Origin of the sequence: Paenibacillus darwinianus (genome assembly GCF_000598065.1) — a bacterium.
Lineage (GTDB): Bacteria > Bacillota > Bacilli > Paenibacillales > Paenibacillaceae > Paenibacillus_I > Paenibacillus_I darwinianus.
The window spans coordinates 25,032-38,681 of sequence record NZ_KK082127.1 but is presented as its reverse complement, the minus strand read 5'-3'; the positions used below and the strand labels follow the sequence as shown (position 1 = coordinate 38,681).

The following is a 13,650-nucleotide window of genomic DNA, read 5'->3' as shown; positions in this document are numbered from 1 at the left end:
CGGAATCATTCGCGACTTGCTGGCAGGCCGCAAGCCGCTGGTGCTGCGAGACGAAATTTATGCGGTATGGGCGATGATGGCCGGCGCCGTGATCGGAATGGGCTGGATTCACCGGAGCGGCCAGCTGCTCGCGCTGTTCGTGATCGTCATTCTATTCCGGATGCTTTCGGTCCATTATAAATGGAGACTGCCTCGCCGCTCCCTGAAGTACGCTTTGTCGGAATCGGTTCACGCCCCTGGCGGCCATCAGAGCGCGGAAGACAAGGCGATCGCGGCGTTCAGCGTTCATGAGGAAAAAGCGCTGACCCATAAAGGAGCGGGTGAACGATGATACGGGTGCTGTTCGTATGTCTAGGCAACATTTGCCGGTCGCCAATGGCGGAAGCGGTGCTTCGCGATTTGGCGGACAAGGCCGACTTGGGCGGCGGGCTGCAGGTCGATTCGGCCGGAACGGGCGATTGGCATATCGGCAAGCCGCCGCACGAAGGGACGCGCAGGCAGCTGGACCGGTATGGGATCGATTATGCGGGGATGAAGGCCCGGCAGGTTAAGCCCGATGATTTTGAAGCGTTCGATTATATCGTCTGTATGGATGCGGCCAACGAGCGCGATGTGCTGGCCTTGCAGGTGCGATCCCGCAGCGGGGCCAAGGTGTACAAGTTCATGGACTTGGTCGGGGACGCCGCCTCCGACAGCGTGCCGGACCCTTACTTCACCGGCGATTTCGACGAGACGTACGCGCTTGTTTCCGAAGGCTGCGGCGAACTGATTCGGCGGATTAAAGCGGACAACGATAAAGCTCCGGCTCAGCCTTAGACCAAGGCGGCCGGAGCTTTATCCTCATACGGGGAAAAACGATCGGAGCGCATCGGGCACGTCTTTCTGCCAATAACCCCAGATGTGGGTGCCTTCCCGCTCGATATACACCGGCTTAACGCCTTTGATTTCGAGCAGCTTCCGCGCGCGCCGATTCAATTCAACGAAGTCGAACATGCCTTTGTCCGTCTCGAATTCCGTTTCCTGCAGCCCGACGGTCATATACATCCGCAGTCCGGTAAGATCCGCATCGGAGCTGGAGAGCACCGCAAGTGCGGAAGGGTAGAAGGCGCCGGACAGCGATAGGACGCCGCCGAACTTGTCCGGATACTGCAGCGCAATCAGCAGCGAGACCGTGCCGCCGAGCGAGTCGCCTGCCAGCAGGATATGCTCCGGCTCCCGGCGGACGGGATACAGCTGCTCGATGGCGGGCACCAGCTCCTCCGCGAAGAAACGGACATATCGCTCGTGTCGGTCGCCGTCCGGCGCATATTCCGCCGTGCGGACTTTTTTGTCGACGTCGACGCCGACGATGATGAGCGGCTCGAGTTCACCCTCTGCAATCAGCGCGTTCGCCTGCGTGGCAATGCGGCCGAAATTGAAGAAATCCTCGCCGTCCTGACAATAAACGACAGGATAGCTAAGCACTTCATTATAGCCGGGCGGTAAAAAAATACGGAGCGAGCGGCTGCCTTCGGGAAGAAAGCGGCTGTCGACGGTTTCTTTTACGATCGTACGCTTGACGGATGGCGAATCTGACATATCGGTTCCCCTTTCGAATCGGCTGAATGGTTTTGGGTAAATGTGGGTAAACAAAATAGGTAGGATTAGGCGCTACAAGCCTTTCAGTCGGAAGTTGTATTAATCTGTATTACATATATTTAGTTGCTGTTATATAAACATTTCGCCGAATGTTGAGCTGAAAATCGAAGAATTTCCGCTATATATAACATTTTTGTCTTTGACCAGTGCGACTAAACAGGTTTATAATAATTATATAACAGATGGTCTGTTTTATTCAAATCCATAGATGGGGTGAACGTTCAATGAGCAAGCTGCCATACGAAGTTCAGACGGAGCCGGTTACGCCGCTTTCCTTGCTGTCGCCAGAAGGAGAAGTCGTTAATCCGGACGCGATGCCGAACTTGACCGACGAACAATTGAAGGAAGTCATGTATCGAATGGTGTTTACACGGACGTGGGATGAGCGCGCCGTAAACCTTGGCCGTCAGGGACGACTCGGTTTTTATGCGCCGGTATCCGGTCAGGAAGCGTCGATGATCGGCAGCGAGTACGCGTTGAACAAGGACGATTTCGTATGTCCCGGCTACCGCGACATGCCGCAGATCGTGTGGCACGGCCTGCCTTTGTACCAAGCATTCTTATATTCGCGCGGACACCAGCACGGGGGACAGATTCCCGAGGACGTGCATGTGCTGATGCCGCAAATCATCATCGGCGCGCAGGTTTTACATGCAACGGGCGTTGCCATGGCGTTCAAGAAAAAAGGCGAGAAACGTGTCGCCATTACGTATACGGGCGACGGCGGTTCGTCCGAGGGCGATTTCTACGAAGGCATGAACTTCGCCGGCGTCTATAAGTTACCCGTCATTTATGTGGTGCAAAACAACCGTTATGCGATCACGACGCCATACGAGAAGCAGACGGCGGCTTTGTCGATTGCGCACAAAGCGGTTGCCGCCGGCATTAAGGGCGTTCAGGTTGACGGCATGGACGTGCTCGCCGTCATCAAAGCGGTATCCGATGCCGCGGAGCGCGGCCGCAACGGCGAAGGCGCTACGCTGATCGAAATGCTGACCTACCGCTTCCGTCCTCATTCCATGGCGGACGACACGACGAAATACCGCACAAAGGACGAGGAAGGCGAATGGAGCCTCAAGGACCCGATCGTTCGCTTCGGCAAATACCTCGAGAAGAAAGGTCTTTGGTCCGAGGAAGAAACCGCACGCGTGAAAGAGGAAGCGAAGGCGACCGTCAACGAGCATATCAAGAAAGCCGAAGCTACCGAGAAAATGACGGTGGCAGGTCTGATCGATTCGATGTTCGAAACGACGCCGAAGTACCTGGAAGAGCAAAAGGCCGATTTTCAATAATTGGGGAGGAACCAGCGATCATGGCTCAAATGAATATGAAGGAAGCGATCCGCGACGCAATGCGCGTGGAATTGAAGCGGGACCCGAACGTCGTCGTTTTCGGCGAGGACGTCGGCAAGGTAGGCGGCGTCTTCCGCGCGACGGAAGGGCTGCAGGGCGAATTCGGCGAGGACCGCGTCTTCGACACGCCGCTTGCGGAGTCGGCTCTGGCTGGTATGGCGGTAGGCATGGGCATTCAAGGATTCCGCCCGGTTGCGGAAATCCAGTTTGTCGGTTTTATTTTTGAGGCGCTGGACCAGATGTTCATCCAGGCGGCGCGGATGCGTTACCGCTCCGGCGGCCGCTACAATGCGCCGATCGTATTCCGCACACCGTTCGGCGGCGGCGTCAAGGCGGCCGAGCTGCATACCGACGCGCTTGAAGGCTTGGCCTTGCAGACACCGGGAATCAAGGTTATTGTGCCTTCGAACCCTTACGATGCGAAAGGCTTGCTCGTGTCGGCGATCCGCGATAACGATCCGGTATTTTTCATGGAGCATCTTAACTTATACCATGCATTCCGCGCCGAAGTTCCTGAGGATGCGTACACGGTCGAGATCGGCAAGGCGAACATCGTCCGCGAAGGCTCCGATGTGACGATCATCGCCTACGGCATGATGGTTCATACGGCGATGAAGGCGGCCGATGAGCTCGAGAAGCAGGGCGTGAAGGCGGAGGTTATCGATCTGCGCACGTTGATGCCGCTCGATATCGACACGATCGTCGCTTCGATTCAGAAAACAAACCGCGCGATCGTTGTGCAGGAAGCGCAGAGAACGGCAGGCGCGGCGGCGGAAATTATTGCGCAAATCAACGAAAAAGCGATTCTTCACCTCGAGGCGCCTGTGCTTCGCGTGGCCGGACCGGATACGGTGTATCCGTTCGCCCAGATCGAAGATGCATGGCTCCCGAGCCCGGCGCGGATCATAGCGTCGGTTCAGAAGGTATTGGAATTTTAATAGCGCGATAGAAGGAGGTTATCCGGGTGGCGAAATTTGAATACCGTTTTCCCGAGCTTGGCGAAGGCTTGCATGAAGGCGAAATCATCAAAATGCATATCAAAGCCGGCGACACGGTAACGGACGAAGACATCATTATGGAAGTGCAGAACGACAAAGCGATCGTCGAGGTGCCTTGTCCGGTCAACGGCAAGGTGCTTGAGGTGCTCGTGAAGGATGGCCAGGTTTGCCATGTCGGCGAAGTGGTTGCCGTGATCGACGCGGAAGGCGATGTGCCAGAGCAAGCCGCTCCGGAGGGCGGCGGACACGAGGCGCCGACGGCACAAGGTCCGGAGAAAACGGAGCAGCCGCGGACGACGGACACAACCCAGCAGCAATCGATGCAAGCGAACGAGCAGCCGAATAAGGATGGCGGAAAGCCGGAACCGGGCGGCCAGGTGCTTGCTACGCCCAGCGTGCGCAAATATGCTCGCGAGAAGGGCGTCGAGCTGACCGGCGTTGCCGGAACGGGCAAGAACGGACGCATCACCCGCGAGGACGTGGACGGCTCTGCAGCCGGCGGCGGCGCGAAAGCCGACGGCAAGGGCGCCGAGGCAGCCGCGATTGCGGCTGAGGGCGCGGGCGAGTCGAAGCCGGCTCCTACGACGACGGTAGTGGGCGACCGCGTGGAGGAGCGCGTGCCGTTCAAGGGTATCCGCAAAATCATCGCGAACGCGATGGTTAAATCGGTATACACCGCTCCGCACGTCACGCTGATGGATGAAGTGGACGTCGCGAAGCTGGTTGAGCTTCGTGCGAAAGCGAAGCCTGTTGCCGAGAAGAAGGGCGTCAAGCTGACGTATCTGCCGTTCATCGTGAAGGCGCTCGTCGCGGCACTGCGCGAGTTCCCGGTGATGAACGCCATGCTCGACGAGGAAGCACAGGAGATCGTCTTCAAGAAATACTACAACATCGGTATCGCCACCGATACGGATAACGGTCTGATCGTGCCGGTCATCCAGGACGCGGACCGCAAGAATATCTGGAAAATCGCGGGCGAGATCAAGGATCTGGCGACTCGCGGACGCGACGGCAAGCTGGGGCCGAACGAGCTGCGCGGCAGCACGATGTCGATTACGAACATCGGCTCGGCAGGCGGCATGTTCTTCACGCCGGTCATCAACTTCCCGGAAGTCGCCATTCTCGGAACGGGACGCATTTCGGAAAAAGCGATCGTACGCGGCGGCGAGATCGTTGCGGCGCCTGTCATGGCGCTCTCGCTCAGCTTCGACCACCGTCTTATCGACGGCGCGACGGCGCAGAACTTCATGAACTACATCAAGCAGCTTCTGGGCGATCCGGAACTGCTCATAATGGAGGTGTAACGTCATGGTAGTAGGTGACGCTTCTCTTGACATTGATACGCTGGTAATCGGCGCCGGTCCCGGCGGCTACGCAGCCGCCATCCGGGCGGCTCAGCTGGGCCAGTCCGTGCTGTGCGTCGACAAGCAATATCTCGGCGGCGTTTGCTTGAATGTGGGCTGTATCCCATCGAAAGCACTGATTTCCGCCGCTCACCAGTTCGAGCAGGTATCCCACGCCTCCGCATTCGGCATCGAAGCCGGTGAGGCGAAGGTGAACTGGGGCAAGGTACAGGAATTCAAGAACGGCGTTGTCTCCAAGATGACCAGCGGCGTAGGCACCCTTCTCAAAGGCAACAAAGTGCAGTTCTTCAGCGGCGAAGTCATGTTCATCAACGAGAACGAAGCGCGTGTATTCAACGACCAGGAGGCGCCGCGCTACCGGTTCAAGAACTGCATTATCGCGACCGGCTCGCGTCCGATCGAGCTCAAGGCGTTCCCGTTCGGCGGACGGATCGTGTCGTCCTCCGAAGCGTTGTCCCTGCCTGAAGTGCCGAAGAGCATGGTTGTCATCGGCGGCGGCTACATCGGCATGGAGCTTGGCCAAATGTATGCGAAGTTCGGCACGAAGATCACGGTCATCGAAGGCTTGGATTCGATCCTGCCGGGCTTCGACACCGACATGTCCCGCCTTGTCGCGAAGAAGCTCAAGGAGAAGGGCGTGGACATTTTCACCGGCGCGAAGGCGAAATCAGCGGAGCAAACCGACACGGAAGTAAAGGTGACCTTCGAGGTCGGCGGCGAAGAGAAGACGGTAACGGCTGACTATCTGCTCGTTACGGTCGGACGGCGTCCGAACACCGACGGCGAGCTTGGTCTGGACCTGATCGACGTGAAAATGACGGACCGCGGCCTGATCGAAGTCGACGACCAATGCCGCACGAGCATTCCGCACATTTACGCAATCGGCGATATCGTAGCCGGACCGGCGCTCGCCCATAAAGCGACGTACGAGGCGAAGGTGGCGGCCGAAGCGATTGCGGGTATGCCGAGCAAGGTTGATTACAAATGCATTCCGCTCGTCGTGTTTACCGATCCGGAGTGCTCGAGCGTCGGCTACAGCGAGAGCGAAGCGAAGGAGAAGGGTCACAAAGTCAAGGTCGGCCGCTTCCCGTTCGCGATCAACGGCCGCGCCGTATCGCTCGGCGCAACCGACGGCTTTGTGAAACTGATCTCCGATACGGAGAGCGGTCTCCTGCTGGGCGCGCAAATCGCCGGGGCTGAAGCGTCGAATATGATCGCCGAGCTGGGGCTTGCGATCGAGATGGGCGCGACGATTGAGGATCTGGCGCTGACCATTCATGCTCACCCGACTCTCGGAGAAATTGTGATGGAAGCGGCGGACGTGGCGCTCGGACATCCGATTCATACGATCGTGAAGTAAATAGTTCGCGGCTTCAGCATTGGTTGAAGCAGGGAGGTCGGCCGCTCGATAGCGGCTGGCCTCTTTTTCGCTATACAAGCAGCGCAAGCTCGATCGAAAAATTGAATCGCGGCCATAAAGAATCTGGAACGACAAAACGGGCTTGTAATGGTAAGATATAAGAATCGATTCAAACATCAGATTTCGGCTAGGGTGGTGCAACGGTTGCAAAGCTATTTAAATCTGCTGCAGGATATTTTGGATAACGGCACGGAGAAGACGGACCGGACGGGAACGGGAACCTACTCGGTGTTCGGCCGGCAGCTGCGTTTCGATCTGTCGAAAGGGTTTCCACTCGTCACGACCAAAAAAATGCATGTGAAATCGATCATTCACGAGCTGCTCTGGTTTCTCAAGGGCGATACGAACGTCCGTTATTTGCAGGAAAACGGTGTCCGTATCTGGAACGAATGGGCGGATGAGAACGGAGAGCTCGGCCCCGTATACGGCTCGCAATGGCGGGCTTGGGAGGCGGCGGACGGCCGCCGAATCGATCAAATCGCCGAGGTGATCGAGAGCATCAAGCGCAACCCCGATTCCCGCCGGCATATCGTCAGCGCATGGAATGTCGGGGAAATCGACCGGATGCAGCTGCCGCCCTGCCATTTCGTCTTCCAGTTTTATGTGGCGAAGGGCAAGCTGTCCTGCATGCTCACGATGCGCTCGTCCGACACGTTCCTCGGATTGCCGTTCAATATCGCGCAGTATGCGATGCTGACCCATATGGTCGCGCAGCAGTGCGGCCTCGAGGTCGGGGAATTCATTTATTCGGGTGCGGACGTCCATATTTATAAAGACCATATCGAGCAGGTGAAACTCCAGTTGACCCGCACGCCTTATCCATTGCCGCAGCTGGAGCTCAAGCGCAAGCCGGCCTCCATTTTCGATTATACATTCGAGGATTTCGAGATTGTCGGCTACGAATGCCATCCGACGATCAAGGCAACGGTATCGGTCTAGGAGATCGGAGGTAGAACGTACGCATGTCCATAACGATGATAGCCGCCATGGCACGCAACCGCGTAATCGGAGCGGACAACGATTTGCCCTGGAAGCTGCCGGACGACATGGCTTTTTTCAAAAGGAACACCCTAGGCAAAACGATCCTGATCGGCCGCAAAACGCTCGAATCGTTCAACGGACCGCTCAAAAACCGAACAAATGTTGTATTGACGAGGCAGGACGGTTACCGCCCGGACGGATGCGAAATTGTCCATTCGGTTGAAGAGGCGATCGCGCGGTTCGGAGATGGTGGGCTGATGGTCGCGGGCGGGGCGGAGGTTTACCGGCAGCTGCTGCCGTACGCCGATACGCTTCTGCTGACCGAGGTTGAGACGGAAGTGAGCGGCGACGCGGCGTTCCCGGTGTTCGACGAGGCGGAGTGGCGGCTCGTTGCCAGCGACTACCATCCGGCCGATGAACGTCATGCCTATGCCTTTCGGTTTAACACGTACGAACGGAAACGTTCTTGACCGTATCGTGCGATAATTAGCCGGACTTTGACAATCATATGTCGTTTAGTGCAAATGATTGTACGGATAATCCATTACGGGCCTGCGCGGCGTAATGATAACATTTTCGAATAGGGTAAGTCAGATGGATACAACGTTTGCCATTGAATTCGAGGAGGATTCCCACTATAGTTTTATGGTGTGGGGTTTACTGTCGGAATAGGTATGGATAGAGGGGGAACTACGAAATCATGTCAACACCAACCGGTTTCATGGAGTATCGACGCGAGCTTCCGGCCGACCGCGATCCGCTTGAGCGCATCAAGGACTGGGAAGAGTTTCATGCGCATATGTCCGAGGATCAGCTCCGCACGCAAGGCGCGCGTTGCATGGATTGCGGCACGCCGTATTGCCACACCGGAATCGAAATGACGGGAGGCGCTTCCGGCTGTCCGGTCAACAACCTGATTCCCGAGTGGAACAACCTGGTATACCGTGGTTTATGGCGCGAAGCGCTGGATCGTTTGCATAAAACGAACAATTTTCCCGAATTCACGGGCCGCGTTTGTCCGGCTCCTTGCGAGGGCTCCTGTACGGTCGGCCTGATCGGCGATTCGGTTACGATCAAGACGATTGAGCAAGCCATTATCGACAAAGGGTTCGACGAGGGCTGGGTAACGCCGCAGCCTCCGAAGGTCAGAACCGGCAAAAAGGTGGCGGTAGTCGGTTCCGGTCCCGCGGGTCTCGCCGCAGCCGCGCAATTGAACAAAGCCGGGCATCTGGTAACCGTGTATGAGCGTGCCGACCGGATCGGCGGCTTGCTGACGTACGGCATTCCGACGATGAAGCTGGACAAGGCGGTCGTGCAGCGCCGTGTCGATCTGCTTGCTGCGGAAGGCGTCGAATTCGTGTCGAACACGGAGATCGGCAAGGACATCGCTGCACCAGAACTGCTTAACGGTTTCGATGCCGTCGTTCTGTGCGGCGGCGCGACAAAGGCCCGCGATGTGAACATGGAAGGCCGCGAGCTGAACGGCATCATGCCGGCTATGGATTATTTGAACGGCACGATCAAGAGCTATCTGGATTCCGGCTTGGCCGACGGCAATTATGTCAACGCCGAGGGCAAGGACGTCATCGTCATCGGCGGCGGAGACACCGGCACCGACTGCGTCGCCACGGCGCTGCGCCACGGTTGCAAATCGATTACCCAATTCGGCACGCACGCAAAGGCGCCGCTCGAACGGGATCCGATTAACAACCCTTGGCCGCAATTCCCGAATGTCTATACGCTCGACTACGCGCAGGAGGAAGCAAAGGCGCTGTTCGGCGACGACCCGCGCGCATTTTCGGTGCTGACGAAAAAATTCGTCGGCGACGGGAACGGCAACGTGAAGGAGCTTCACACGATCAATATCGAACGGACCGTCGACGAGACGGGACGCAAAATTTATAAAGAAATTCCGGGCACCGAACGGGTATGGAAGGCCGATCTCGTTCTGATCGCCGTCGGCTTCGAAGGTCCGGAGAACACGCTGATCGATCAATTCGGCCTGGAGCAGGACCGCCGTTCGAATGTGAAAGCCGCTTACGGCAAGTACCGGACGAATGTAGAAAAAGTGTTTGCGGCAGGCGACATGCGCCGCGGGCAAAGCCTGGTCGTGTGGGCGATTAACGAGGGACGCGAGGCGGCCCGCGAGATCGACAAATATTTGATGGGCTCTAGCGTACTGCCTTAACGCCAGACAGGAAAGCATTAGCCTTGATTTTCGGAAGACTGTGTGATATCACTTGAAATAAGCGCCGAACGGCGCTTATTTCGTTGTTACGGGACTTTACGGTCGGGAGGAATAATCCGGATGATCAAATATGGGTCGGACACCATTAGGGAGCTGCGTTTTGAATCGTTCCAAGAAAGGATTGAGGTGCGGGACCGCCAATGGGTCGATATTGAGCTTCGTTTCGTTCTGGCTGCGGATACGCCCGGGCCGGACGATCTGATCGACTTGACGGCGCTTGTTATTACGAATACGGAAGGACGTATCGCCCAGATCGTTCCGCAGGATGAAGGCATCGATTGCGACTATCAATTTACGTTTAGTGAGAAGGAGCAGCTGGCCGCTTTCGTGAACGGCGATGCCATGCAGCAAAAGATTGCAAAACGGGTATCCCAATCGGCGGACAAATTGTGGTAAAATCTAGACAGCCAAACCCGGTATTAGACCTGTCATAAGCTCGAGAGGGTGATGACTTTGACGGCCGAGCATGCGATGTTATTAACCCCGAAGGATGTCGGGAATATTCGCAAATATGTGCGGCACAAGTATGCCGGCTTGCCGCAGGAAAGGCATGCGGAGATCGTCGCGGAGGCCGTGCACCGGACCATATATCGGCAGTTGCCGGATTACGGAGAAGCACTGAAGCGTCAATTGACGGCGGAGCTGATCCGTACCACTGTCGTCGGCGAGAGCCGCCCTGTGACCGCAGTCGATGTGCTTGAAGAAAGCCTGCGGCTCAACTGGCGGCAGCCGGAATTGCGCGATCCGCTGCTCCGTTGGGTGGAGGGCAAGCTCGGCGTGGCGGTGGAGGTGGGGACGCTGGACGCGGTTTTGAGCTCGGCGCTGCAATCCGCCGCGCCCGGCAAAGATGCGGCAGGCGCAGCCTGGGTGCGTCTGAGGGAGATAACCGCCAGCGGCGCGGCCTCAAGCGTAGGTGCCGGCGACGCCTCGGCGCGAGCGCCGGTTCTCCCTTTATTTCCGAAAGCGAGACCGAAGTTGACAGCGTTGGTATATATGCTGCTGTCCATTGCGCTGATAGGCGGAATGGCGGTTTATAGCAGGCAGAGCGATCGAGCGGCTGGTACCGCTTACGGCCTGGAAGGCAGGCTTGCGCCGGCCATTCCCATTCCGCGCGTGCCAATTGCGGACAAGCCCGGCTCGGCGTTGGGCGAGAGAGGAAGCGAGCTGTCCGCTGAGCTTCGCTATGTTTATGTCGACGAAGCGAAGGTCAAAGCCTTTCTCGCTTCCCGAGGCTCGATTTTGCGCCGCGAGCCGTATTACAACGCCATCGTCGCAGCTGCGAGAGCGTATGATATTCATCCTTTGCTGCTGTTCGCCATTACCGGCCAGGAGCAGTCGTTCGTGCCTGAAGTCGGGGAATCCGCGAAGGAGATCGCGAACAACCCGTTCAACGTGTACCACAGCTGGCGGGATTACAATACGAACATCGAGGATTCGGCGGCCATCGCCGCTCGGACCATCGTCACCTTAAGCCGGAACAGGCCGGCGGGGAAATCGCCGATCGCATGGATCAACCGGAAGTATGCGGAGGATCCGAACTGGCACAAGGGCGTGACAAGCATGTTTCAAGCGTTGAAGCAGGCGGGAGCGGTAGTTTCTGCAGTTAAGGATTAATGCCATTAATCCATTACATACGAATACAAATCTATCATCAAGACAATGGAGAGACAGACGTTGAAAACGCTCATTATCGCCGAAAAACCGGATATGGGACGTACGATTGCAGCGGTCGTAGAGCCAGGGGCGCAGAACCGGCGCACTTATTTGGAGGGCCAGCGCTACATCATTACATGGGCGATCGGCCATTTGGTCGGATTGGCAGAGCCGGACCGTTACGACGACCGGTATAAGCGCTGGAACGACGCAGACCTGCCGATTATTCCCGAGCAGTTCAAGCTGTGGCCGAATCCGCGGACCAAGGATCAGCTGGCGACGATCGGCGACCTGGCCAAACGGTGCGATTCCCTCGTTAACGCGTGCGACGCCGGGCGGGAGGGCCAGCTTATTTTTCACCTTATCCGCCGGTATTTGAAGCTCACACAGCCGGCTCAGCGGCTTTGGATCTCCGACCTGACGCCCGAGACGATTCGCAAAGGGTTCGACACGCTGCGCAGCGACACGGATTACGAGCCGTTGACGCGCGCTGCGCGCGCGCGCAGCGAAGCCGATTGGCTTATCGGCATGAACGCATCCCGGGCGTTTACGATCCGCCATCGGGCGCTGCTGTCCGTCGGCCGTGTGCAGACGCCTGTTCTGGCACTGATCTACGATCGGCATAAGGAGATAGAGGCGTTCAAGTCGGAGACGTATTTTGTGCTGCATGGGGCTTTTACAGCGGGCAGCGTATCGTACCGCGGAGTTTGGCAGGGTGAACGGATCGTCGATAAGGAGAAGGCGGAAGCGATCGCCGCGAAGGTCGAGGGCCGCAAAGGGGCAATCGTGTCCTACGATGTTGCGGAGCAGAAGGAATATCCGTACCGGCTCTACGATCTGACGCTGCTGCAGCGGGAAGCGAACGGCAAATACGGCTTTTCCGCCAAGAAGACGCTTGATCTCGCCCAGGCGCTGTACGAGAAGCATAAGGTCATTTCGTACCCGCGTACGAATTCCAACTATGTAACCGAAGAGAATCTCCCGGTTATGGGCAAGGCGTTGTCGATGCTGCAGAACGGCACCCCCTATGCCGAGTTGGCCAATAACGCCGACCGCGGGCGCGTACATAACGGTAACAAAGCCGTTTGCAATCCGTCGAAGGTGGAAGACCACCATGCCATTCTGCCGACGCCGAAACGGGCTTCCGGCTTGCAGCCTGACGAGCAGAAAATCTACGATATGATCGTTCGCCGGTTTCTGTCGCATTACTATCCGCCTGCCGTATATAAGAACCATGAGGTCATCACCGAGGTCGAGAACGAGACGTTCAAGACGAAGGTGAAGGAGCTGCTTGATGCCGGCTGGAAGGTTGTGCTTGACGGCTTCGGCGATGAGGAGAAGAAACCGAAGGGCAAACGGAAGAAGGACGACGGCAAGGACGATGCGGAGGAAGAAACGGTCATCCTCGACGGCGGCTTCACGATCGATCCGAACGATCCGGCGCTGTGCAAAGGCGCAGATATCACCGAGAAATCGACACAGCCGCCGAAATCGTATACGGAAGGCACGCTGCTGAAGGCGATGGAGGGCGCGGGCAAGTCGATCGAGGACGACGAGCTCAAGGAAGCGATGAAGGATACGGGGCTCGGCACGCCGGCCACCCGCGCAGCCACGATTGAACGGCTGAAGCAGGTCGGTTACGTTACATTGACGGGCAAAAAACTCGACATTACGACGAAGGGCTGCGCCGCCGTCGAGCTGATCCGCGGCGCGGGCGTGGAGCTGCTGACATCGCCGGAGATGACGGGACGCTGGGAGCAGCGGTTGCATCAAATATCGAAGGATGAAGCGTCCGACGAGAAATTTATGGACAATGTGAAACGGTTTGCGGCGATGATTGTGGAGAAGGTGCGCATGCAACGTCCCGCAGCACCCGACGTGTTCCAGGAGGAGCGGCGGGGCAAAGGCGAAGGCAAGCGCCCGGATGGTGCGCGAACCGCCGGGAAGCGCCAAAGCCGCCAAAGCAAGGCGGGGGGCGGTGATTCTGCCGGAGCGG

Annotated in this window: 13 protein-coding genes; 12 read left to right on the top strand and 1 reads right to left on the bottom strand. The window is 57.5% G+C overall.

From position 1 onward, the window contains the following. Both BG52_RS16275 and BG52_RS01385 read left to right on the top strand, forming a co-directional pair. Positions 1-331 (top strand): trimeric intracellular cation channel family protein (locus BG52_RS16275; RefSeq protein ID WP_036666679.1); only part of this gene is annotated, 331 nt, incomplete at its 5' end. After that, positions 328-816 carry a low molecular weight protein-tyrosine-phosphatase gene (locus BG52_RS01385; protein ID WP_036579565.1) on the top strand — a complete coding sequence of 163 codons (489 nt, stop codon included), beginning with the start codon at positions 328-330 and terminating at the stop codon, positions 814-816. The genes BG52_RS16275 and BG52_RS01385, both read left to right, overlap by 4 nt. Before the next feature lie 24 nt (positions 817-840). Here BG52_RS01385 and BG52_RS01380 read toward each other — a convergent pair whose 3' ends face one another. Continuing rightward, positions 841-1,578, bottom strand: a complete 738-nt coding sequence (locus BG52_RS01380; protein WP_036579563.1) for an alpha/beta hydrolase — start codon at positions 1,576-1,578, stop codon at positions 841-843. Positions 1,579-1,862: 284 nt separating this feature from the next. On the opposite strand from BG52_RS01380, the gene pdhA reads away from it, so the two are divergent. The 10 genes from pdhA to BG52_RS01330 form a co-directional block, all read left to right on the top strand. Beyond that, entirely contained in the window at positions 1,863-2,930 is a 1,068-nt protein-coding gene (gene pdhA / locus BG52_RS01375; protein WP_036579560.1) for a pyruvate dehydrogenase (acetyl-transferring) E1 component subunit alpha, read from the top strand. Between the two features lie 20 nt (positions 2,931-2,950). Then, entirely contained in the window at positions 2,951-3,928 is a 978-nt protein-coding gene (locus BG52_RS01370) for an alpha-ketoacid dehydrogenase subunit beta (protein WP_036579557.1), read from the top strand. A gap of 26 nt (positions 3,929-3,954) precedes the next feature. Beyond that, on the top strand, positions 3,955-5,292 hold the full coding sequence (locus BG52_RS01365) for a dihydrolipoamide acetyltransferase family protein (RefSeq protein WP_036579555.1): 1,338 nt from the start codon (positions 3,955-3,957) through the stop codon (positions 5,290-5,292). A gap of 4 nt (positions 5,293-5,296) precedes the next feature. Further along, complete coding sequence (gene lpdA / locus BG52_RS01360; RefSeq protein WP_036579553.1) at positions 5,297-6,712, top strand: dihydrolipoyl dehydrogenase; 1,416 nt, start codon at positions 5,297-5,299, stop codon at positions 6,710-6,712. A gap of 204 nt (positions 6,713-6,916) precedes the next feature. Beyond that, the gene (locus tag BG52_RS01355) at positions 6,917-7,711 is read left to right on the top strand and encodes a thymidylate synthase (protein WP_036579550.1); all 795 of its coding nucleotides are present in this window, start codon (positions 6,917-6,919) and stop codon (positions 7,709-7,711) included. A 23-nt stretch (positions 7,712-7,734) separates the two neighbouring features. Continuing rightward, positions 7,735-8,223, top strand: coding sequence for a dihydrofolate reductase (locus tag BG52_RS01350; RefSeq protein WP_036579548.1), 489 nt, complete (start codon positions 7,735-7,737; stop codon positions 8,221-8,223). Between the two features lie 230 nt (positions 8,224-8,453). After that, complete coding sequence (locus BG52_RS01345; RefSeq protein WP_036579545.1) at positions 8,454-9,941, top strand: glutamate synthase subunit beta; 1,488 nt, start codon at positions 8,454-8,456, stop codon at positions 9,939-9,941. Positions 9,942-10,061: 120 nt separating this feature from the next. Beyond that, the gene (locus BG52_RS01340; RefSeq protein ID WP_036579543.1) at positions 10,062-10,397 is read left to right on the top strand and encodes a hypothetical protein; all 336 of its coding nucleotides are present in this window, start codon (positions 10,062-10,064) and stop codon (positions 10,395-10,397) included. A gap of 57 nt (positions 10,398-10,454) precedes the next feature. Beyond that, positions 10,455-11,615, top strand: coding sequence for a glucosaminidase domain-containing protein (locus tag BG52_RS14705; protein ID WP_051587711.1), 1,161 nt, complete (start codon positions 10,455-10,457; stop codon positions 11,613-11,615). 60 nt (positions 11,616-11,675) lie between these two features. Further along, positions 11,676-13,650, top strand: a 1,975-nt coding sequence (locus BG52_RS01330) for a DNA topoisomerase 3 (protein WP_036666677.1), incomplete at its 3' end; no start/stop codon positions are given.